Raw genomic sequence first — 21,378 nt, 5'->3', positions numbered from 1 at the left:
GAAATGGCAAAAGGTAAGTTCGAACGTACCAAGCCCCACGTGAACGTGGGCACGATCGGCCACGTGGACCATGGCAAGACGACGCTGACGGCAGCGATCGCCACGGTGCTGTCCGCCAAGTTCGGCGGCGAAGCCAAGAAGTACGACGAAATCGACGCAGCGCCCGAAGAAAAGGCCCGCGGCATCACCATCAACACGGCACACGTGGAGTACGAGACGGCCAACCGCCACTACGCCCACGTGGACTGCCCCGGCCACGCCGACTACGTCAAGAACATGATCACCGGTGCTGCCCAGATGGACGGCGCCATCCTGGTGTGCTCGGCCGCCGACGGCCCGATGCCCCAGACGCGCGAGCACATCCTGCTGGCCCGCCAGGTGGGCGTGCCCTACATCATCGTCTTCCTGAACAAGTGCGACATGGTGGACGACGAAGAGCTGCTCGAGCTCGTCGAAATGGAAGTGCGTGAACTCCTCGACAAGTACGACTTCCCTGGCGACGACACCCCCATCGTGCGCGGCTCGGCCAAGCTGGCCCTCGAAGGCGACAAGGGCCCCCTGGGCGAGCAAGCCATCGACAAGCTGGCCGAAGCCCTGGACACCTACATCCCCACGCCCGAGCGCGCTGTGGACGGTGCCTTCCTGATGCCCGTGGAAGACGTGTTCTCCATCTCCGGTCGCGGTACCGTGGTGACGGGCCGTGTCGAGCGCGGCATCATCAAGGTCGGCGAGGAAATCGAAATCGTCGGTATCCGCGATACGCAAAAGACCACCTGCACCGGCGTGGAAATGTTCCGCAAGCTGCTGGACCAGGGCCAGGCTGGCGACAACGTCGGCCTGCTGCTGCGCGGCACCAAGCGTGAAGACGTCGAGCGCGGCCAGGTGCTGTGCAAGCCCGGCTCCATCAAGCCCCACACCCACTTCACGGCTGAGGTGTACGTGCTGTCGAAGGACGAAGGCGGCCGCCACACGCCCTTCTTCAACAACTACCGTCCGCAGTTCTACTTCCGCACGACCGACGTGACCGGCGCCATCGAGCTGCCGGCCGACAAGGAAATGGTCATGCCCGGCGACAACGTGTCGATCACCGTCAAGCTGATCAACCCCATCGCCATGGAAGAAGGCCTGCGCTTCGCCATCCGCGAAGGCGGCCGTACGGTCGGCGCCGGCGTCGTGGCCAAGATCATTGCTTAAATTCGAGCAATAAGGAATCCGCCATGTCCAAGCAAAAGATCCGCATTCGCCTGAAGGCTTTCGATTACAAGCTGATCGACCAGTCCGCCGCCGAGATCGTTGATACCGCCAAGCGCACCGGCGCCATCGTCAAGGGCCCCGTGCCCCTGCCGACGCGCATGAAGCGTTTCGACATCCTGCGTTCGCCCCACGTCAACAAGACGTCGCGCGACCAGTTCGAGATCCGCACGCACCAGCGCCTGATGGATATCGTCGATCCCACCGACAAGACCGTGGACGCGCTGATGAAGCTCGACCTGCCGGCCGGCGTGGACGTCGAGATCAAGCTGCAGTAAGCACTGCGCAGCACCCTTGCATGGCGCACCCCGGCCGGGGTGTGCCGTGCTTCCAACGCGGACTTGCCTGCAAAGGCAGTCCGCGTTATACTTTGAGGCTTCGCATTTTTGCGTCCGAATAAGCGGGTGCAAGGCTGCGAAGTTTTATCAACCTTCTTTCGCGCACATTGGTGCCAAGCCGTCGAGGCCTGCGCCCGTCGTGCAAACGTCCTGGCCAATTGAAGTCGGGGCGGCGGAAGCTTTGGAGAACAACCAATGAGTCTGAGCAACTCCCTCGGGTTGCTGGGCCGCAAGGTGGGCATGATGCGTCTGTTCACCGATGACGGGGACGCAGTGCCCGTCACGGTGGTGGATGTGTCCAACAACCGCGTGACCCAGGTGAAAACCCAAGAGAACGATGGCTACGTGGCCTTGCAGGTCACGTTCGGTTCGCGCAAGGCATCTCGCGTGACCAAGCCCGAAGCCGGCCACCTTGCCAAGGCAGGTGTGGAAGCCGGTGAAATCATCCGTGAATTCCGCGTGACCGCAGAAACCGCTGGCAAGTACGCCACCGGCGCTGCAGTGCCCGTGGCGGACGTGTTCTCCGTGGGCCAGAAGGTCGATGTGCAAGGCACCTCGATCGGTAAGGGCTACGCCGGCACGATCAAGCGCCACAACATGGCCTCGCAGCGCGCGTCGCACGGTAACAGCCGTTCGCACAACGTGCCCGGCTCCATCGGCATGGCGCAGGATCCCGGTCGCGTGTTCCCCGGCAAGCGCATGACGGGCCACCTCGGCGACGCCACCACCACCACGCAGAACCTCGACGTCATCCGCGTCGACGAGGCACGCCAGCTCCTCCTGATCAAGGGCGCCATTCCGGGCTCCAAGGGCGGCTTCGTGACCGTGCGTCCCGCCGTCAAGGCCAAAGCTTCCCAAGGAGCGAACTAATGCAGCTCGAACTCCTGAATGACCAAGGCCAGGCCGCGTCCAAGATCGACGTGCCCGAAACCGTGTTCGATCGCCAGTACAACGAAGACCTGATCCACCAGATCGTCGTGGCCTACCGCGCCAATGCCCGCCAGGGTACCCGCGCGCAGAAGGACCGGGAACAGGTTCGCCACTCGACCAAGAAGCCCTTCAAGCAAAAGGGCACCGGCAACGCACGTGCCGGTATGACCTCTTCGCCGCTGTGGCGTGGGGGCGGTCGCATCTTCCCGAACCTGCCTGAAGAAAACTTCACGCAGAAGATCAACAAGAAGATGTACCGCGCCGGCATGGCGTCCATCCTGTCGCAGCTGGCCCGCGAAGGCCGCCTGGCCGTGGTGGATTCGCTGACGGTGGAAAGCCCGAAGACCAAGGCGCTGGCCGACAAGTTCAAGGCCATGAACCTGCAATCGGTGATGGTGATCGCCGATGAAGTGGACGAAAACCTGTACCTCGCTTCCCGCAACCTGAAGAACGTGTTCGTCGTCGAACCGCGTTATGCAGATCCGGTGTCGCTGGTGCATTACAAGAAAGTGCTCGTCACCAAGGGCGCTATCGACAAACTCAAGGAGATGTTCGCATGAGCACGACCCAGTTTGACGAAGGCCGTCTGATGCAGGTTCTGGTCGCTCCCATCGTGTCCGAGAAGGCCACCATGGTTGCCGAGAAGTCCAATGCTGTGACGTTCAAGGTGCTGCAGAACGCAACCAAGCCCGAAATCAAGGCCGCCGTGGAATTGATGTTCAAGGTCGAGGTCAAGGGCGTTTCTGTGGTGAACACCAAAGGCAAGACCAAGCGCTTTGGCAAGACCATCGGCCGCCGCGACAACGTGCGCAAGGCCTATGTGACGCTGAAGGAAGGTCAAGAGCTGAACCTGTCCGGGGAGGCCGCTTAAATGGCAGTCATCAAGATGAAACCCACCTCGCCCGGCCAACGTGCCGTGGTGAAGGTGACGCGTGACCACCTGTACAAGGGCGAGGCTTTCGCTGCGCTGCTGGAACCCCAGCACCAGAAGTCCGGCCGCAACAACAACGGTCACATCACCACCCGCCACAAGGGCGGTGGTCACAAGCACCACTACCGTGTGGTGGACTTCAAGCGCAACAAGGATGCGATCCCGGCCAAGGTCGAGCGCATCGAGTACGACCCGAACCGTACGGCCCACATCGCCCTGGTGTGCTATGCCGACGGCGAGCGCCGCTACATCATCGCTCCCCGCAATCTGGAAGTCGGCGCCACCATCGTGAGCGGCTCCGAGGCCCCGATCCGCGTGGGCAACACGCTGCCGATCCGCAACATCCCCGTGGGTTCGACGATCCACTGCATCGAGCTCAAGCCCGGTGCCGGTGCCCAGATCGCCCGTTCCGCCGGCACGTCTGCCACCCTGCTGGCCCGCGAAAGCACGTACGCCCAGGTGCGTATGCGCTCCGGCGAAGTGCGCAAGATCCATATCGAGTGCCGCGCCACCATCGGTGAAGTCGCCAACGAAGAACACAGCCTGCGCCAACTGGGCAAGGCCGGTGTGAAGCGCTGGATGGGTATCCGCCCGACCGTCCGCGGCGTGGCCATGAACCCGGTGGATCACCCGCACGGTGGTGGCGAAGGCCGCACCGGCGAAGGCCGCCATGCTGTCGATCCTTGGGGCAATCTGACCAAGGGCTATCGCACCCGCAACAACAAGCGCACACAGGTCATGATCGTGTCGCGCCGCAAGAAGTAAGGGATAACAAATGACTCGTTCTCTCAAAAAGGGTCCGTTTGTTGACCACCACTTGCTGGCCAAGGTCGAAAAGGCCGTCGCCACCAAGGACAAGAAACCAGTCAAGACCTGGTCGCGTCGCTCCATGGTCCTGCCCGAGTTCATCGGCCTGACCATTGCCGTGCACAACGGCAAGCAGCACGTGCCGGTCTATGTCACCGACCAGATGGTGGGCCACAAGCTGGGCGAATTCGCCCTGACGCGCACCTTCAAGGGTCACCCCGCGGACAAGAAGGTCCAGAAGAAATAAGGAGCAGAACATGTCTGAAACACGTGCTGTCCTCCGTGGCGTCCGCCTGTCGGTGGACAAGGGCCGTCTGGTTGCGGACCTGATCCGCGGCAAGAAGGTCGACCAGGCCCTGAACATCCTGACGTTCACGCAGAAAAAAGCTGCCGGCATCGTCAAGAAGGTTCTCGAGTCCGCCATCGCCAATGCCGAGCACAACGACGGCGCCGATATCGACGAACTGAAGGTCAAGACCATCTACGTCGAACAAGGCACGACGCTCAAGCGCTTCACGGCCCGCGCCAAAGGCCGCGGCAACCGCATCAGCAAGCCCACCTGCCACGTGTACGTGACGGTCGGCAACTGAGGCCAAAGGAAGAATATGGGACAGAAAATCCATCCTACCGGCTTCCGTCTGGCCGTGAGCCGCAACTGGGCCAGCCGCTGGTACGCGAGCAACCGTGACTTCGCCGGCATGCTGGCCGAAGACATCAAGGTGCGCGAGTATCTGAAGGCCAAGCTGAAGAACGCCGCCGTGTCGCGCATCCTGATCGAACGTCCTGCCAAGAACGCCCGCATCACGATCTATTCGGCACGCCCCGGCGTGGTGATCGGCAAGAAGGGCGAGGACATCGAGAACCTGAAGAAGGAACTCGCCTCCCGCCTGGGCGTGCCGGTCGCTGTGAATATCGAGGAAGTGCGCAAGCCCGAAATCGATGCCAAGCTGATCGCCGACTCGATCACCCAGCAGCTCGAAAAGCGCATCATGTTCCGCCGCGCCATGAAGCGCGCGATGCAGAACGCGATGCGCCTGGGCGCCCAGGGCATCAAGATCATGTCCGCCGGCCGCCTGAACGGCATCGAAATCGCCCGCACCGAGTGGTACCGCGAAGGCCGTGTGCCGCTGCACACCCTGCGCGCCGACATCGACTACGGCACCTCCGAAGCCAAGACCACCTATGGTGTGATCGGCGTGAAGGTGTGGGTCTACAAGGGCGATACGCTGGGCCGCAACGACCTGCCGGTGGCCGAGACGCCCCGTCCGGAAGAAGAGCGCCGCCCCCGCGGTCCCCGCCGTGATGGCCGCCCTGGTGGCGACCGTGCCGGTGCAGGCCGTGGTCCCCGTCGTCCCATGGGTGGCAATGCCGCTCCGGCCGATGGCAGCGACAAGCCCGCCGGTGCCGGTGGCGCCGATAACACCGCCGTTAAGCGCGTTCGCAAGGTTGACGCGCCCGCTACAGCAGCGGACGGCAAAGGAGAATAACGATGCTGCAACCCGCTCGTCGCAAATACCGCAAAGAGCAGAAGGGCCGTAACACCGGCGTCGCCACCCGGGGCAACTCGGTGGCGTTCGGCGACTTCGGCCTGAAGTGCACGGACCGTGGCCGCCTGACGGCCCGCCAGATCGAGGCCGCACGCCGTGCGATCTCCCGTCACGTGAAGCGTGGCGGCCGCATCTGGATCCGTGTGTTCCCCGACAAGCCGATTTCCACCAAGCCCGCAGAAGTGCGGATGGGTAACGGCAAGGGCAACCCCGAGTACTACGTGGCCGAGATCCAGCCCGGCAAGATCGTCTTCGAAATCGTGGGCGTTCCTGAAGAGCTGGCCCGCGAAGCGTTCCGCCTGGCTGCCGCCAAGCTGCCGCTGCGCACCACGTTCGTGAGCCGCCAGATCGGCGCCTGATCAGGAGAATCGACAAATGACGAAAGCTGCTGAACTGCGCCAGAAGGACGTCGCCGGCCTGGAGGCCGAGATCAAGTCGCTGCAGAAGGCCCATTTCGGCCTGCGCATGCAGAAGGCCACGCAACAACTGGGCAACACTGGCACGTTGCGCATCACGCGCCGCGACATCGCCCGCGCCAAGACCATCCTTGCTGAAAAGCAAGCCGCCAAGTAAGGAGCCGACATGACGGAAGCTAAAAAATCCCTCAAGCGCACCTTGGTTGGCAAGGTGGTCAGCGACAAGCGTGAGAAGACCGTGACGGTGCTCGTCGAGCGCCGCGTGAAGCACCCGATCTACGACAAGATCGTGATCAAGTCGAGCAAGTACCACGCGCACGACGAGAACGGCGAGTACAAGCTGGGCGACACGATCGAGATCACGGAAAGCCGCCCGCTCTCCAAGACCAAGAACTGGGTTGCGACCCGCCTGGTCCAGAAGGCTGCCCTGGTCTGAGTGGTTCTCCACTCTTCCGGCGACACGCCCTCCAGAAACGGCCCACAATCGTGGGCCGTTTTTTTATTTCCGGCGCCGGTGCCTGCGTTCGTGGCGCACCGGCTGGCCCATCCCATTCACCATCCCCCCAACTGGAGAAAAAAGCATGATCAAGATCGGAGAAGCGCTGCCCGCCGTGACGCTGATGGAGTACTCGGAAGTCGAGGGCGGAGGCTGCAGCATCGGCCCCAACCCCGTGGATGTCGCGAAGGCCTCGGCCGGCAAGACGATCGCGCTGTTCGCCGTGCCGGGCGCTTTCACGCCCACCTGCTCCGCCAAGCACGTGCCGGGCTATGTCGAGCAGGCCGACGCCTTCAAGGCGGCCGGCGTGGATGAAATCTGGTGCCTGAGCGTCAATGATGCCTTCGTCATGGGCGCCTGGGCGCGCGACCAGAAGACCGACGGCAAGGTGCGCATGCTGGCCGACGGCGATGCTGCCTTCGCGAAGGCCACCGGCCTGACGCTGGACCTCAACGGCAAGGGCCTGGGCCTGCGCAGCAATCGCTATTCCATGCTGGTCAAGGACGGCAAGGTGGCTTCGCTGAATATCGAGGCGCCCGGCAAGTTCGAGGTGAGCGACGCCGACACGCTGCTGGCCCAGGCCCGCGGCTGAGAGCGGGCCGCACGGCCCTTCTGGCGCCGTTCGTTGGAGCCCGCCTCGCCGGAACCGCTTCGCTGGAACCGCGTGAACCGCTCCAGGCCCTGCCGGCGGCCACTCTCAGTCGATATCGACCTTGAGGTAGTGCGAGCCAGCGATGGGGTTGTGGTAGTAGGGCGGGATTTCCTCGAAACCCAGGTCGGCGTAGAGGGCCCGCGCAGACTCCATGCCGTCCAGCGTGTCCAGAAGCACGCTGGCGTAGCCCGCCTGCCGGGCCACGTCCAGCATGGCTTCCGCCAGTTGCCGCCCGAGGCCGAATCCGCGGAACGCCTTGCGCACGTACAGGCGCTTCATCTCGGCTGCGTTCGGGTAGTCGGCAGTGTCCAGCGGCCGGAGGGCGCAGCACCCTGCGACCGCGCCGTCCACCTCGGCCAGCAGGATCTGCCCCCGCGGCGGGGCATAGTCGCCGGGCAGGTCAGCCAGCTCGGCATCGAAGCCCTGGAACTGCAGGTCGATGCCCAGACTGTCGCCGTATTCACGGAAGATGGCGCGCACGGGCTCCATTTCGGCGGGCTGGCAGGGCGTGAGGAGCGCGATGGAGGGCTGGTCCACGGGAAGCGTCGGGAGGATGGCAGTGGGAACCAGTGTAATGGCATGCCTGAATGCACCGCCACCGGCCCGGTGCCCGCCGCGCGGAGGATCACGTTTCGGCCAGGAGCCGTTCGATCAATTGGTGGAGTTCCGCGAAGTCCGGGGCGCCCACATAGCTCTTCACGATTTCGCCGCGCTTGTTCACGATGAAGGTCGAGGGGGTGAGCTGCACGTCGCCCCAGGCCTTGGCCACCGTTCCGGTGTTGTCGATGGCCACCTTGAAGGGCAGCTGACGGGTCTGCGCGAAGTTCACCACGTAGCTCGGCGGGTCGTAGCTCATGGCCACGGCCAGCGTGTCGAAGCCACGGTCGCGGTACTTGCCGTAGGTGGACACGATCTGCGGCATCTCGGCCACGCAGGTGGTGCAGCTGGTCGCCCAGAAGTTCACGAGGGTCACCTTGCCGCGGAGGTCTGCGGTGGTCTGGCGGCTGCCGTCCAGCAGAACGAAGGTGGATTCAGGTGCCTGGGAGCGTCCCGCGCCCAGGAAGACGAAGGCGCCCACACCCACGAAGGCCGCGACCGCGGCGGCGCCGATCCAATGCTTCAAGCCCATCATGCCGTCCTTCCATCCGTCCGTTCAGGCCGCGCGGCGCGCGAAACGCGGCGCACGGCTGCCATTGTGCCGGACGGGGCGGTCCGGCGCATGCCGCTGGTGGAGCATGCGGACGGCAGAAAAGTTCGGGCTTGATGCGCGTCAACCGCCAGCGGGCTGCCGTCCGCCATGAGGAGGGGCGGGCGCCCGGGCTCCCGCCCATAATGCCGGCATGTCGCGCAACCGCACGCCCTGGATCCTGCTGGCCGGCGCCCTGTCGCTCGGGGGCTGCAGTCCATCGCTGGACTGGCGCTCCGTGCGGATGGACGACGCCGGCCTGACCGCGCTGCTGCCGTGCAAGCCGGAACATGCCGTGCGGCCCGTTGAGCTGCAGGGGCGCTCCGTGGAGCTTTCCATGGCCGGGTGCGATGCCGATGGCGCCACCTTCGCCGTGTCCCACATGGCGCTGCCGCAAGGCGCTGGCGCCGCCGAGGCGGGCGTGGTGCTCGCGCAGTGGCGTGCGGCGACATTGGCGCGTATCGGCGTGCCGGTGGACGCGGCGGGGCCCGGCGCCCCGTTCACGCCTCCCGGTGCGCTGCCGTTGCCGCAATCCGTGCGCCTGCAGGCGCGTGGCGCCGCACCCGGCCAGGGTTCCGCGGTGGCGGTGGATGCCGCATGGTTCGCCCGGGCCGAGGCCGCCGAAGGCGGGCCGCGGATGCGGCTCTTCCACGCGGTGATCTACAGCCCGCAGCCGCGGGCTGCGGTGGCGGACACGTTTTTCCCCGGGCTCGCATTGCGATAATGCGGCTCACCTGATCTCCCCATGAGCACGCGCATCCTCCTCATCGCCCATGCCCCGCTGGCCCATGCGCTGCGCGCCTGCGCCCTCCATGTGTTTCCCGATACCGCCGACGACATCCTGGCGCTCGACGTGCATCCGAATGCCCCTCCCGAGGACACCCTGGCCGCTGCGCGCATCCTGCTGGACGGGGCGGGCGAGGACGCCCCCTTCCTCGTGCTGACGGACGTGTTCGGCGCGACACCCTGCAACGTGGCCCAGCGCCTCGTGGACGGGGAGCGCTCGCGGCTGGTCACCGGGGTGAACCTGCCGATGCTGCTGCGCGCGGTGAGCTACCGCCGCGAGCCGCTCGAGGCGCTCGTCGCCCGCGCGGTCGCGGGCGGCACCCAGGGGGTGATGCAGGTCGCTGTCGCCGCACCCCAGAACCAGACACGACGGTCCCACCATGATCAAGACGAATATCACCATCAGCAATAAGCTGGGCCTGCACGCCCGGGCATCGGCCAAGCTCACCAAGCTGGCGGGCAGCTTTCCCTGCGAGGTGTGGATGGCCCGGGGCGAGCGCCGCGTGAATGCCAAGAGCATCATGGGCGTGATGATGCTGGCCGCAGGCATCGGCACCGAAGTCTCGATCGAGACCGACGGCCCGCAGGAGCAGGAAGCGATGGACGCGCTGCGCGCGCTCGTCGACGGCAAGTTCGGCGAGGGAGAGTGAGGCCGGGAATGACCCCATCCGCAGCCCGTTCCGGAGGCCTCCGATGACATTCGCCGTCCACGGCCTGGCGGTTGCCCGCGGCATTGCCATCGGGCGCGCGGTGCTGGTGGCCTCGAGCCGCGTGGACGTCGCGCACTATTTCATCGAGCCCGACCAGGTGCGCGCGGAGATCATCCGCGTGCGCAACGGGCGCAATGCCGTGGTCGAGGAATTGCAGCGCCTGCAGGCCGAGATGCCTGCCGATGCCCCGCCCGAACTCGCCGCGCTGCTGGATGTCCACCTGATGCTGCTGCAGGACGAAGCGCTCGTGAGCGGCGTCAAGCACTGGATCACGGACCGCCTCTACAACGCCGAGTGGGCGCTGACCACACAGCTGGAGATCATCGCGCGCCAGTTCGACGAGATGGAGGACGAATACCTGCGCGAGCGCAAGGCCGACCTGGAGCAGGTGGTCGAGCGCATCCTGCGGTACATGAAGGGCGTGGCCTGCCCGGTCGCGCCGCCGCCTTCCAGCCCGCGCCGCGGCAGTGCCGCGCTGGGCCTGCAGCAGGACCTGCTGCCCGGCGACATGGTGGACGTGCCGCTGGTGCTGGTGGCGCACGATCTCTCTCCGGCCGACATGCTGCAGTTCAAGCAGAGCGTGTTCGCGGGCTTCGTGACCGACGTGGGCGGCAAGACCTCGCACACGGCCATCGTGGCGCGCAGCATGGACATTCCCGCCGTGGTGGGCGCGCGTGCCGCGAGCCAGCTGGTGCGGCAGGACGACTGGGTGATCATCGACGGGGATGCCGGCATCATGATCGTCGATCCGTCGCCGATCATCCTGGCCGAATACGGCTTCCGCCAGCGCCAGACCGAACTGGAGCGCGAGCGGCTGTCCCGCCTGCGGCACACGCCGGCCGTGACGCTCGATGGCGAGCGCATCGAACTGCTGGCGAACATCGAGCAGCCGACAGACGCAGCCGCGGCCGTGCGTGCCGGCGCAGCGGGCGTCGGGCTGTTCCGCAGCGAATTCATGTTCATGGGCCGCGGCGACCACCTGCCGGGCGAGGAAGAGCAATATCAGGCCTACCGCGCCGCGGTGGAGGGCATGCAGGGCCTGCCTGTCACGCTGCGCACCATCGACGTGGGCGCGGACAAGCCGCTGGACCACAAGGCCGCCAAGGAGGCTGCCAGCCACCTCAACCCGGCGCTGGGCCTGCGGGCCATCCGCTGGAGCCTGGCCGATCCGTCCATGTTCCGCACGCAGCTGCGGGCCGTGCTGCGCGCGGCCGTGCACGGGCCGGTGAATCTGCTGTTCCCGATGCTGGCCCACGTCGGGGAGATCCGGCAGACGCTGGCGCAGGTGGACATGGCGCGTGCGGAACTGGATGCGCGCGGCGTGCCCTATGGACCGGTGCAACTCGGGGCGATGATCGAGGTGCCCGCGGCGGCGCTGATCGTGCGGCGCTTCCTGCAGTATTTCGATTTCCTGTCGATCGGCACCAACGACCTGATCCAGTACACCCTGGCGATCGACCGGGCCGACGAGAGCGTGGCCCACCTCTACGACCCCATGCATCCGGCAGTGCTGCAGCTCGTGGCCGACGTGATCGAGGAGGGCCACCGGCAGGGCAAGAGCGTGTGCCTTTGCGGGGAGGCCGCGGGGGACGTGGCGATGACGCGGCTGCTGCTGGGCCTGGGCTTGCGCAGCTTCTCCATGCATCCCGCACAGATCCTGGCGGTGAAGCAGGAAGTGCTGCGTTCGGACACCCGCAAGCTGGCGCCCTGGGCCCGCACGGTGATCGACGCGGACAGCCCGGCCGACGTGCTGGGCGGCTGACGCCGGGCGCGGTCGGCAGGCTCAGAAGCTCCTGGTCAGCGTGGCGATGAAGCGGCGCCGGTTGGGAGGGTATCGCCCCGCGTCGCCCGGCCCGGTGGCGGCGGCATAGGCCGTGCCCCGCGTGGCCCCCTGCACGGCCCCCGTGAGGGAAAGCCCTTCCCCGAAGTCCCAGGCCGCGCCGAGCTGGTAGTCCACGTAGCTGGGCAGGCCGAGAGCCCGTATGTCGCCGGACATGCGCGTGTAGCCCACGCCGGCCTTGAGTGTCAGGTGGGTAAGCAGTTCCCGGCTGTAGGCCAGGCTGGCATAGCCCGTGCCGAGGCCGGACAGGCCCGAGCCGCTGCTGGCACCGGCATAGCCGAAGTAGTCGCGCGACACTGCGCGGGCGTATTTGAGCGTGAACTGCCCCAGGGTTTCGTCGCTGTAGCCGGCGCTGGCGTACACCTCGCGCGTGTTGCCGGCACGGTTGCCGGGGTAGAGATAGGCCATGGCGCCCAGGTCCAGGTCGATCGGGCCCGCCTTGGTGCGCCAGCCGCCGTAGATGTCGCTCTCCAAACTGTTGCCGCGCTGCCAGTGCACGCTGGAATTCCAGTTGCCCACGTACCAGCCGCTGTCGCCGAAGGCGTAGTCCAGCCCGCCCTGAATGGCTGGCTTGAAGGCGCCCGCGCGGGCGAATCCACCGGCATCGAGCATGTCCTGGTCCTGGCCCCGGAACTTGTAGTTGGTGGTAAGGGTGAGGTTGACGGTGAGCTGGGCCCGGGCTGCGGGCGGGACAGCCAGGCAGGCGGCGAGAAGCGTGAGGGGCAGGGTGAAACGTTGCGAGAGGCGCATGGCAGGAAAGGCCGCGGATGGCGGCGCTGGGATCGGAAGCCGAAAGCGTAGGAAGGCGGGCGTCAAAACGGTGTCAAAAGGGCCGGACGCCGCGTCAATGCGCCATCAAGGAGCCGCCCGCCCCCCGGTTTTTACACCGCGTTTATGCGTGCCCATGGAAGCTGTGCACACTTTTTACGGATGCCTTTCCAGAATGCCTCCATCGCCCGCAAGGGCTGTTGGAGTGCATGACATGGATGTGCTGTGGGTTGCCGCGATCGCGGCGTTGTGGGTGGCCATGGCCGAGGCCGTGGTGATCCTGGGTCGCCACGATGGCCGGCCGCGGGGAGACGCGCGATGATCGGCATCGACGTGCTCTACGGTTTCGGCGCCATCGTCGCGGTGCTGCTGTTCGCCTATCTGGTGTTCGCGCTGATCTGCGCGGAGGAGTTCTGATGACTGCCTCCGCCTGGGGCCTGCTGGCCCTTTTTCTGATCCTGCTGGGCCTGCTGGCGTGGCCGCTGGGCCGGGCCCTGGCCGCGGTGTGCGATGGGCGGCTGCCGGGCTGGATGCACCGAGCGGAAGCGCCGCTCTATCGCCTGGCCGGCGTGCGGCCGGAAGCGGGCATGCACTGGCGCCATTACGCGCTGGCGCTGCTGGCCTTCAATGCACTGGGCGTGTTCGCCGTGTACGCGCTGCAGCGCCTGCAGGGGCTGCTGCCCCTGAATCCGCAGGGCCTGCCCGCCGTCTCGGGGGATTCCGCGTTCAACACGGCCGTGAGCTTCGTGGCGAACACCAACTGGCAGGGGTATGCGGGCGAGTCCACGATGGGTTACCTCGTGCAGATGCTCGGGCTGTCGGTACAGAACTTCCTGTCCGCCGCGACCGGCATTGCCGTGGCCTTCGCACTGGCGCGGGGATTCGCCACGCGCGGTGGCGATGGCGCCGGGCATGTGGGCAACTTCTGGGCGGACATCGTGCGCATCACGGCCTGGGTGCTGTTGCCGCTGTCGTTCGTGCTGGCGATCTTCTTCGTGGGCCAGGGCGTGATCCAGAACTTCACGCCCTACCAGGAAGTGACCACGGTGGAGACGACCATCTACCAGGATCCGCAGCTCGACGCGCAGGGGCAACCCTTGAAGGATGCGTCCGGCAACCCGCTCACGCGCGAGGCCCGCACCCGCGCGCAGACCCTGCCCATGGGGCCCGTCGCCTCGCAGGAGGCGATCAAGATGCTGGGCACGAACGGCGGCGGATTCTTCAACGCCAACTCGGCGCATCCCTATGAGAACCCGACGCCGCTCGCCAATTTCGCGCAGATGCTGGCGATCTTCCTGATCCCTGCGGCGCTGTGCTTCGCTTTCGGCCGCGTGGTGGGGGATTGGCGCCAGGGCGCGGCCATCCTCGCCGCGATGACCCTGATGTTCGTGGTGGCCGTGGTCGCGGTGACGGCGGCGGAGCAGGCGGGCAACCCGGCGCTGTCCGCGCTGGGGGCCGACCCCGTGGCCTCCGCGCTGCAGGCCGGTGGCAACATGGAGGGCAAGGAGGTGCGCTTCGGCATTTCCGCCTCCGCGCTGTTCGCGGCGGTGACCACCGCGGCTTCGTGCGGCGCCGTGAACGGCATGCACGACTCCTTCACGCCGCTGGGCGGGATGGTGCCGATGGTGCTCATGCAGCTCGGGGAGGTGGTGTTCGGCGGCGTCGGCACGGGCCTCTACGGCATGCTGGTGTTCGCCATCCTCGCGGTGTTCATCGCCGGGCTGATGATCGGGCGCACGCCGGAGTACCTGGGCAAGAAGATCGAGGTGCGCGAGATGAAGCTGACCTCCGTCGCCATTCTCGTGACCCCCATCCTCGTGCTGGTGGGCACCGCCGTCGCCGTGCTGGCGGCCGCGGGCCAGGCCGGCATCGCGAATCCCGGAGCGCACGGTTTTTCCGAGGTGCTGTATGCGCTCACCTCGGCCGCCAACAACAACGGCAGTGCCTTCGCCGGCCTGTCCGCGAACACCCCGTTCTACAACGTGCTGCTGGCCCTGGCCATGTGGTTCGGCCGGTTCGGCGTGATCGTGCCGGTGCTGGCCATCGCCGGCTCGCTGGCCGCCAAGAAGCGGTTGCCACCCGGCCCCGGCACCATGCCCACGCATGGCCCGCTGTTCGTGGCGCTGCTGGTCTTCACGGTGCTGCTCGTGGGGCTGCTGAATTACGTGCCTTCGCTGGCGCTCGGCCCGGTGGTGGAACACCTGGTGCTGCAGGCCCGGTGAACGGGCGAGGAGAAGAACGACATGACGACCCCCCAATCCCCGGCCACGGCACCCGCCGCGGTCCCGGTTCCCTCGCGGAACCTCACGCTGTTCGATGCCGCTCTGGTGCGCCCCGCCGTGTGGCAGGCCTTCGCCAAGCTGGACCCTCGCGTGCAGTGGCGCAATCCGGTGATGTTCATCGTTTTCATCGGCAGCATCTTCACGACGCTGCTGTGGCTGCAGGCGTTGACTACCGCGCAGGACATGGGCATGCGCCCGGCGTTCATCCTCGCGGTGGCCGTGTGGCTGTGGTTCACCGTGCTGTTCGCCAACTTCGCCGAGGCGCTGGCGGAAGGCCGCAGCAAGGCGCAGGCGGCCTCGCTGCGCGGACTGCGCAAGGACACCTGGGCCAAGAAGCTCTCCGAGCCGCGCCATGGCGCGCGCTTTCTGCCCGAGCAGGCTACCAACCTGCGCCGGGGCGACGTGGTGCAGGTGGACGCCGGCGACGTGATCCCGCTCGACGGCGAGGTGATCGAGGGCATGGCCTCGGTGGACGAAAGCGCCATCACCGGCGAATCCGCTCCGGTGGTGCGGGAGTCCGGCGGCGATTTCTCCGCCGTGACGGGCGGCACGCGAGTGCTTTCCGACTGGCTGGTGGTGCGCATCACGGTGAACCCGGGCGAGTCGTTCCTCGACCGCATGATCGGCATGGTGGAGGCCGCCAAGCGCCAGAAGACGCCCAACGAGGTGGCGCTCACCATCCTGCTGGTGGCGCTCACCATCGTCTTCCTCGTGGTGACCGTCACGCTGCTGCCGTTCTCCCTCTTCAGCGTGCAGGCATCGGGCGCGGGCTCGGTCGTGTCGCTCACCGCGCTGATCGCGCTGCTGGTGTGCCTGATTCCCACCACCATCGGCGGCCTGCTGTCGGCCGTGGGCGTGGCCGGCATGAGCCGCATGATGCAGGCGAACGTGATCGCCACATCGGGCCGCGCCGTGGAGGCTGCGGGCGACGTGGACGTGCTGCTGCTGGACAAGACCGGCACGATCACGCACGGCAACCGGCAGGCGAGCACGTTCCTGCCGGCACCGGGCGTGACCCGTGCGCACCTGGCCCGGGCCGCGCTCATGGCCTCGCTGGCCGACGAGACGCCCGAAGGCCGCAGCATCGTGGAACTGGCGCGCCGCGAGGGCATCGAGGCCGGCGAAGGCGCCGGCGAAGGCCTCGTGCTGGTGCCCTTCACGGCACAGACCCGCATGAGCGGCGTGGACCTGCCTGCCGGGGCGGGCGCGGACCCCGTGGCGCTGCGCAAGGGTGCCGTGCAGGCCCTGACCCGGTATGTGGACGCCCTGGGCGGCTCGATGCCTGCAGAGGTGGCCCGCGCCGCGGACGACGTGGCCCGCCGCGGCAGCACGCCGCTGGCCGTGGCGGAGGGCAGCCGCGTGCTGGGCGTGGTGGAGCTCAAGGACATCGTCAAGACCGGCATCCAGGCGCGGTTCGCAGAGCTGCGGCGCATGGGCATCAAGACGGTGATGATCACGGGTGACAACCGGCTCACGGCGGCGGCCATCGCCGCGGAGGCCGGGGTGGACGACTTCCTCGCGGAAGCCACGCCCGAGGACAAGCTGGCCCTCATACGCCGCTACCAGTCCGAAGGACGCCTGGTCGCCATGACCGGAGACGGCACGAACGATGCGCCCGCGCTGGCCCAGGCCGACGTCGCCGTCGCCATGGGCAGCGGCACGCAGGCCGCCAAGGAGGCCGGCAACATGGTGGACCTGGACTCCAACCCCACCAAGCTGCTGGAGGTGGTGGAGACCGGCAAGGCGTTGCTGATGACGCGCGGCTCGCTCACCACGTTCTCGATCGCCAACGACGTGGCCAAGTACTTCGCCATCATCCCGGCGATGTTCGTCTCCACCTATCCGCAGCTCGGCGCGCTGAACGTGATGCGGCTGGCCAGCCCGTCGTCGGCCATCCTCTCGGCGGTGATCTTCAATGCGCTGATCATCGTCTTCCTGATCCCGCTCGCGCTCAAGGGCGTGCGCTACCGGCCGGTGGGTGCCGCCGCGCTGCTGCGGCGCAACCTCGCCGTGTACGGGCTGGGCGGGCTCATCGTGCCGTTCATCGGGATCAAGCTCATCGACTGGGCGCTCGCGGCCGTGGGCCTCGTCTGAGCGCAACTTCCGGAGAACCCACCATGAATACCTCCCTGCAATCCCCCGCGAGCGCGTCCGCACCGGCCGCTGCGCCGGCCGGCGAAGGCCAGGCTCCGGCCCGCGGACCGCTGCTGCGGCCCGCGCTGGTGCTCTTCTTCCTGCTGTCCCTGGTCACCGGCGTGCTCTACCCGCTGGCGGTGACGGGCGTGGCGCAGTCCGCCTTTCCGCACGAGGCGGCCGGCAGCCTCGTCCGGGACCAGGCCGGCCATGTCGTAGGGTCCGGGCTGATCGGCCAGAACTTCACCGGGCCGGGGCATTTCTGGGGGCGACCCTCGGCCACCGCGCCCATGCCCTACAACGCAGGCGCCTCGGGCGGCTCGAACCTCGGCCCGGCGAACCCCGCCCTGGCCGAGGCGGTCAAGGCACGCATCGACGCCCTGCGGGCCGCCGATCCCGGCAATACGGCGCCCGTACCGGTGGATCTCGTCACCGCGTCGGCCAGCGGGCTCGATCCGCACATCAGCGTGGCAGCGGCCCTTTATCAGGCGCCCCGGGTCGCCCGGGCGCGGGGCCTGCCGCTGGAGCGCGTGGAAGCCCTGGTGCGCTCGCACACCGAGGCGCCCCTCCTGCCCTGGCTGGGCGAAGCCGGCGTGAACGTGCTGGCCCTCAACCTGGCACTCGACGCGGCGCGCTGAATCCCGGAGACTGCGGTGCCGTGGCATGCCGCTGCGGCCCGACCCCCATCGTTTTCCACGCATGACCGATCCCCGTCCCGATCCCGATGCCCTCATCGCACAAATGCGTGCCGAGGAGCAGCGGGTGCAGCGCGGCAAGCTGCGCATCTATTTCGGCGCCAATGCCGGCGTGGGCAAGACCTGGTCCATGCTGAGCGCCGCGCAGCGCGAGCGGCAGGCAGGGCGCGACGTGCTCGTGGGCGTCGTGGAGACGCACGGGCGCGCGGAAACGGCGGCCCTGCTGGACGGCCTGCCCGTGCTGCCCGCGCGCGCGCTGGAACACCGCGGGCGTACGCGGACCGAGTTCGATCTCGATGCCGCGCTGCAGCGCCGGCCCGCCGTGCTGCTGGTGGACGAACTGGCGCACTCGAACGCGCCGGGCTCGCGCCATGCCAAGCGCTGGCAGGATGTGCAGGAACTCGTGGCCTCGGGCATCGAGGTCTGGACGGCGCTCAACGTGCAGCACCTGGAGAGCCTCAACGGCACGGTGGGGGCGATCACGGGCGTGCGCGTGCACGAGACCGTGCCCGACACGGTGCTCGACGAGGCCGACGAGGTGGTGCTCGTCGATGCCACGCCGGACGAACTGGCCGCGCGGCTGGCCGCGGGCAAGGTGTACCTGCCGCAGCAGGCCGAGCGCGCGGCGCAGAATTTCTTCCGCAAGGGCAATCTGATCGCATTGCGCGAAATCGCCCTGCGGCGCACCGCCGAGCACGTCGAGGACGACGTGCGCGGATGGCGCGTGGAGCAGTCCGGCGGCGGCCACGGCGTGCCGCCGGCCTGGAACACCTCCGGCGCGCTGCTGGCCTGCGTGGGGCCGCACGAGGATGCCGCCCACACCGTGCGCACGGCGGCCCGCCTGGCCGGCCAGCTGAACGTGCGCTGGCATGCCGCCTATGTGGAGACGCCGCGGCTGCAGCGGCTTCCGGCCCCGCAGCGCGACCGCATCCTGGCCGTGCTGCAACTGGCCGAGGGACTGGGCGCGGAAACCGCCGTGCTCACCGGCAACGCCGTGGTGCCCGGGCTTGCGGAGCATGCGCGGCAGCTCAATTGCGCCACCCTGGTGGTAGGCCGTGCCCGCCGGCGGTCCGGCCTGTGGCGGTGGTGGCCGGTGCCCGGGACGGCGGAGGCCATCGGCACCGCCGCGCCCGCACTGGACATCGTGGAGGCAGGCGAGCCCGGCAGCAGCCGCCGCCTGCCGGCCGCATCCTGGCGGCAGGGGAGCGATGCGCAGGAGGACGGCGAGCAGTTGTCCTCCCGCTGGCCCGGCTACGGGGCCGCGGGCGCCGCGAGCGTGGCCGTGACGCTGCTCGCACTGCCGCTGTCCGGCGTGCTGGAACTGACCAACATCGTCATGCTCTACCTGCTCGGCGTGGTGGGCGTGGCCATGCGCTTCGGGCGTGGGCCGGCCGCCCTGGCTGCGCTGCTCAACGTGGCGGCCTTCGACTTCGTCTTCGTGTCGCCCCAGCTGTCGTTCGCCGTGAGCGACATGCAGTACCTCGTCACCTTCGTCGTCATGCTCGGCGTGGGACTGCTCGTCGGACAGTTGACCGCCGGGCTGCGCTTTTCCGCGGGCGTGTCGTCCGGGCGCGAGCAGCGCATGCGTTCGCTGTTCGAGCTCACGCGCGAGCTCTCGGCCGCGCTGGAGGCATCGCAGGTCGTGGAGATCGGCACCGCCGCCGTGCAGCAGCATTTCGGCGGACAGGCCGTGGTGCTCCCGCAGGGGGAGGGCGACCGGCTCGTGCTTCCCGCGCAACTGCCTGCAGGGTTCGACCCGAGCGTGGCCGACTGGACCCTGCGCCACGGCCAGAGCGCGGGCCTGGGCACCAGCACGCTGGCCGCGCAGGGCTGGCGCTACGTGCCGCTCACCGCGCCCATGCGGGTGCGGGGCGTGCTGGCCCTGGCGCCTGCCCATCCGCGCTGGCTGCTGATACCCGAGCAGGCGCGCCATCTCGACACCCTCGCGCGGCAGGTCGCGATCGCGCTGGAGCGGGTCCACTACGTGGAGGTGGCGCAGAGCGCCGTGCTGGACATGGAGTCCGAGCGCCTGCGCAACGCCTTGCTGGGCGCCATTTCCCACGACGTGCGCACCCCGCTCACCGCCCTCATCGCCCTGGCGGAGTCACTGCCGGCGCAGCCCGGCGAGGGGCTGCAGTCGGCGTCGCGCGCCATCGTCCAGCAGGCCCACCAGTTGCACGCCCTGGTCAGCAACCTGCTGGACATGGCGCGCCTGGAAAGCGGCCTGTCCGGCGGCAGCGTAAACCTGCGGCGCGACTGGCAGTCGGTGGAGGAGGTGGTCGGTTCGGCCATCCGTGCGGCGCGGCCCGCGCTGGGCGCGCTGGAGGTGCGCACGGCGCTGCCTCCCGATCTGCCGCTGGTGGAGTTCGATGCGGTGCTCATTGAGCGCGTGCTCGTGAACCTGCTGGAAAACGCGGCCAAGTACGGCGCCGCGCTGATCGAGATCGGTGCTGCCGCTCTGCCCGGAGCACTGCGCCTGCGCGTGCGCGACCACGGCCCCGGCCTGCCCGCGGCGGTGCGGGGGCGCGAGCACACGCTGTTCGAGAAATTCACCCGCGGGCAGGCCGAGTCCGCCACGCCGGGCGTGGGGCTCGGGCTCGCGATCTGCAAGGCCGTGGTGCTGGCGCACGGCGGCGATATCGCGGCTGCCGGTGCGTCGCCGGGCCCCGGGGCAGAATTCACCGTCACGCTGCCCCGGCGCGATCCCCCGGCCCTGCCGGAGCCCGTGGAGCCGCCCGAGCCCTCATCCCCCGACCCTGCACCATGACCATGCACCTGCGTACTGCGATCGTGATCGAGGACGAGCCCCAGATCCGCCGTTTCGTGCGCGGGGCGCTGGAGGAAGAAGGCTGGCAGGTGCATGAGGCCGCCACGCTGCGCGAGGGACTGTCGGCCGCCGGCACGCGCCAGCCCGACCTGCTGGTGCTCGACCTGGGCCTGCCCGATGGCGACGGGCTGACCCTGCTGCGGGACGTGCGCAGCTGGTCGGCCGTGCCCATCATCGTGCTCTCCGCGCGCACCGACGAGTCCGACAAGATCGCCGCCCTCGATGCGGGTGCGGACGACTACCTCACCAAGCCCTTCGGCACGGGCGAACTGCTCGCGCGCGTGCGCGCCAACCTGCGCCGGCCGCGCCCCGCCACCGGGCAGGGCCTGCAGGCCGAAGCCTCCGAGCCCGTGTTCCGCTTCGGCGACATCGAGGTGGACCGGGGGGCGCGCCTCGTGCGGCGTGGGGGCACGGTGGTGCACCTCACGCCCACCGAGTACCGCATGCTCACCGTCCTGGTGGCCAACGCGGGCCGCGTCATCACCCAGCGGCAGCTGCTGCGCGAGGTCTGGGGCCCGGCGCGCTCCGACCAGAGCCACTACCTGCGCATCTACATGGGCCACCTGCGCCAGAAGCTGGAGGCCGACCCCGCGCAGCCGCGCCACCTGCTGACCGAGACCGGGGTGGGGTACCGCCTGGCCGCCTGACGCTTTGCGGCGGATTGACGCGGCGCACCGCGCTTTTTACGCCGTTTTGATGCGGCCGTTCCTAGACTGAAGGCCTGTTCCATCCTGCTTCGCACAAGCGCTCCGCGCCGCACGAAGCCCCAGAGCATGCTGTTGC

General features: G+C 68.1%; 26 protein-coding genes. 23 read left to right on the top strand and 3 right to left on the bottom strand.

Going from position 1 to position 21,378, the window contains the following annotated elements; translation table 11 throughout:
• The first annotated feature begins 3 nt into the window (after positions 1–3).
• The 13 genes from tuf to BLR05_RS20595 all read left to right on the top strand — a co-directional run bounded on the left by tuf (position 4) and on the right by BLR05_RS20595 (position 7,308).
• Positions 4–1,194, top strand: a complete 1,191-nt coding sequence (gene tuf, locus BLR05_RS20655; protein WP_011793521.1) for an elongation factor Tu — start codon at positions 4–6, stop codon at positions 1,192–1,194.
• Positions 1,195–1,217: 23 nt separating this feature from the next.
• Positions 1,218–1,529, top strand: a complete 312-nt coding sequence (rpsJ, locus tag BLR05_RS20650) for a 30S ribosomal protein S10 (protein WP_003059431.1) — start codon at positions 1,218–1,220, stop codon at positions 1,527–1,529.
• A gap of 255 nt (positions 1,530–1,784) precedes the next feature.
• Entirely contained in the window at positions 1,785–2,459 is a 675-nt protein-coding gene (gene rplC / locus BLR05_RS20645) for a 50S ribosomal protein L3 (protein WP_011793522.1), read from the top strand.
• Positions 2,459–3,079 carry a 50S ribosomal protein L4 gene (gene rplD / locus BLR05_RS20640; RefSeq protein WP_092838244.1) on the top strand — a complete coding sequence of 207 codons (621 nt, stop codon included), beginning with the start codon at positions 2,459–2,461 and terminating at the stop codon, positions 3,077–3,079. The genes rplC and rplD overlap by 1 nt, the downstream gene beginning before the upstream one ends.
• Complete coding sequence (gene rplW / locus BLR05_RS20635; protein ID WP_092838241.1) at positions 3,076–3,390, top strand: 50S ribosomal protein L23; 315 nt, start codon at positions 3,076–3,078, stop codon at positions 3,388–3,390. The genes rplD and rplW overlap by 4 nt, the downstream gene beginning before the upstream one ends.
• Positions 3,391–4,215 (top strand): 50S ribosomal protein L2, encoded by an 825-nt coding sequence (gene rplB / locus BLR05_RS20630; RefSeq protein WP_019703852.1) that lies wholly within the window; start codon positions 3,391–3,393, stop codon positions 4,213–4,215.
• Between the two features lie 10 nt (positions 4,216–4,225).
• Positions 4,226–4,504 (top strand): 30S ribosomal protein S19, encoded by a 279-nt coding sequence (gene rpsS / locus BLR05_RS20625; RefSeq protein ID WP_005796963.1) that lies wholly within the window; start codon positions 4,226–4,228, stop codon positions 4,502–4,504.
• A 10-nt stretch (positions 4,505–4,514) separates the two neighbouring features.
• The gene (gene rplV, locus BLR05_RS20620) at positions 4,515–4,847 is read left to right on the top strand and encodes a 50S ribosomal protein L22 (RefSeq protein WP_005796970.1); all 333 of its coding nucleotides are present in this window, start codon (positions 4,515–4,517) and stop codon (positions 4,845–4,847) included.
• A gap of 15 nt (positions 4,848–4,862) precedes the next feature.
• Entirely contained in the window at positions 4,863–5,744 is an 882-nt protein-coding gene (gene rpsC, locus BLR05_RS20615; RefSeq protein WP_092838238.1) for a 30S ribosomal protein S3, read from the top strand.
• A gap of 2 nt (positions 5,745–5,746) precedes the next feature.
• Positions 5,747–6,163 (top strand): 50S ribosomal protein L16, encoded by a 417-nt coding sequence (rplP, locus tag BLR05_RS20610; RefSeq protein ID WP_011793529.1) that lies wholly within the window; start codon positions 5,747–5,749, stop codon positions 6,161–6,163.
• Positions 6,164–6,179: 16 nt separating this feature from the next.
• Entirely contained in the window at positions 6,180–6,377 is a 198-nt protein-coding gene (gene rpmC, locus BLR05_RS20605; protein WP_019703853.1) for a 50S ribosomal protein L29, read from the top strand.
• 9 nt (positions 6,378–6,386) lie between these two features.
• On the top strand, positions 6,387–6,656 hold the full coding sequence (rpsQ, locus tag BLR05_RS20600; protein WP_092838235.1) for a 30S ribosomal protein S17: 270 nt from the start codon (positions 6,387–6,389) through the stop codon (positions 6,654–6,656).
• Positions 6,657–6,801: 145 nt separating this feature from the next.
• The gene (locus BLR05_RS20595) at positions 6,802–7,308 is read left to right on the top strand and encodes a peroxiredoxin (RefSeq protein ID WP_092838232.1); all 507 of its coding nucleotides are present in this window, start codon (positions 6,802–6,804) and stop codon (positions 7,306–7,308) included.
• 105 nt (positions 7,309–7,413) lie between these two features.
• Here BLR05_RS20595 and BLR05_RS20590 read toward each other — a convergent pair whose 3' ends face one another.
• Both BLR05_RS20590 and BLR05_RS20585 read right to left on the bottom strand, forming a co-directional pair.
• On the bottom strand, positions 7,414–7,905 hold the full coding sequence (locus BLR05_RS20590) for a GNAT family N-acetyltransferase (protein WP_092838229.1): 492 nt from the start codon (positions 7,903–7,905) through the stop codon (positions 7,414–7,416).
• An 88-nt stretch (positions 7,906–7,993) separates the two neighbouring features.
• Positions 7,994–8,497, bottom strand: a complete 504-nt coding sequence (locus BLR05_RS20585; protein WP_092838265.1) for a peroxiredoxin family protein — start codon at positions 8,495–8,497, stop codon at positions 7,994–7,996.
• Positions 8,498–8,708: 211 nt separating this feature from the next.
• Here BLR05_RS20585 and BLR05_RS20580 point away from each other — a divergent pair, with 211 nt between their 5' ends.
• From BLR05_RS20580 to ptsP, 4 genes are read left to right on the top strand one after another with little or no spacing between them, the layout of a single operon-like run.
• Positions 8,709–9,278 carry a hypothetical protein gene (locus BLR05_RS20580; protein WP_092838226.1) on the top strand — a complete coding sequence of 190 codons (570 nt, stop codon included), beginning with the start codon at positions 8,709–8,711 and terminating at the stop codon, positions 9,276–9,278.
• Between the two features lie 21 nt (positions 9,279–9,299).
• Positions 9,300–9,752 carry a PTS sugar transporter subunit IIA gene (locus tag BLR05_RS20575; RefSeq protein ID WP_092838223.1) on the top strand — a complete coding sequence of 151 codons (453 nt, stop codon included), beginning with the start codon at positions 9,300–9,302 and terminating at the stop codon, positions 9,750–9,752.
• Positions 9,721–9,990 (top strand): HPr family phosphocarrier protein, encoded by a 270-nt coding sequence (locus BLR05_RS20570; protein ID WP_092838220.1) that lies wholly within the window; start codon positions 9,721–9,723, stop codon positions 9,988–9,990. Before BLR05_RS20575 ends, BLR05_RS20570 begins: the two co-directional genes overlap by 32 nt.
• A 43-nt stretch (positions 9,991–10,033) precedes the next feature.
• The gene (ptsP, locus tag BLR05_RS20565; RefSeq protein ID WP_092838217.1) at positions 10,034–11,812 is read left to right on the top strand and encodes a phosphoenolpyruvate--protein phosphotransferase; all 1,779 of its coding nucleotides are present in this window, start codon (positions 10,034–10,036) and stop codon (positions 11,810–11,812) included.
• Positions 11,813–11,833: 21 nt separating this feature from the next.
• Here ptsP and BLR05_RS20560 read toward each other — a convergent pair whose 3' ends face one another.
• Complete coding sequence (locus tag BLR05_RS20560; RefSeq protein ID WP_092838214.1) at positions 11,834–12,640, bottom strand: TorF family putative porin; 807 nt, start codon at positions 12,638–12,640, stop codon at positions 11,834–11,836.
• Between the two features lie 336 nt (positions 12,641–12,976).
• Between BLR05_RS20560 and kdpF the strand changes: the two genes are divergently transcribed.
• The 6 genes from kdpF to kdpE all read left to right on the top strand — a co-directional run bounded on the left by kdpF (position 12,977) and on the right by kdpE (position 21,242).
• Positions 12,977–13,075 (top strand): K(+)-transporting ATPase subunit F, encoded by a 99-nt coding sequence (gene kdpF, locus BLR05_RS20555; protein WP_019703860.1) that lies wholly within the window; start codon positions 12,977–12,979, stop codon positions 13,073–13,075.
• Complete coding sequence (gene kdpA, locus BLR05_RS20550; protein ID WP_092838211.1) at positions 13,075–14,880, top strand: potassium-transporting ATPase subunit KdpA; 1,806 nt, start codon at positions 13,075–13,077, stop codon at positions 14,878–14,880. Before kdpF ends, kdpA begins: the two co-directional genes overlap by 1 nt.
• 21 nt (positions 14,881–14,901) lie before the next feature.
• Positions 14,902–17,034, top strand: a complete 2,133-nt coding sequence (gene kdpB, locus BLR05_RS20545; RefSeq protein ID WP_092838208.1) for a potassium-transporting ATPase subunit KdpB — start codon at positions 14,902–14,904, stop codon at positions 17,032–17,034.
• Between the two features lie 23 nt (positions 17,035–17,057).
• Positions 17,058–17,711, top strand: a complete 654-nt coding sequence (gene kdpC / locus BLR05_RS20540) for a potassium-transporting ATPase subunit KdpC (RefSeq protein ID WP_225979060.1) — start codon at positions 17,058–17,060, stop codon at positions 17,709–17,711.
• 61 nt (positions 17,712–17,772) lie between these two features.
• On the top strand, positions 17,773–20,535 hold the full coding sequence (locus tag BLR05_RS20535; protein ID WP_092838205.1) for a DUF4118 domain-containing protein: 2,763 nt from the start codon (positions 17,773–17,775) through the stop codon (positions 20,533–20,535).
• Positions 20,532–21,242, top strand: coding sequence for a two-component system response regulator KdpE (kdpE, locus tag BLR05_RS20530; protein WP_377777309.1), 711 nt, complete (start codon positions 20,532–20,534; stop codon positions 21,240–21,242). Before BLR05_RS20535 ends, kdpE begins: the two co-directional genes overlap by 4 nt.
• Positions 21,243–21,378: the final 136 nt, after the last annotated feature.

It is taken from the genome of Paracidovorax cattleyae, from assembly GCF_900104515.1.
Taxonomy (GTDB): Bacteria; Pseudomonadota; Gammaproteobacteria; order Burkholderiales; family Burkholderiaceae_C; genus Paracidovorax; species Paracidovorax cattleyae.
Note: the sequence above shows the minus strand (reverse complement) of the source record. Positions and strands in the feature narration are given on the sequence as shown.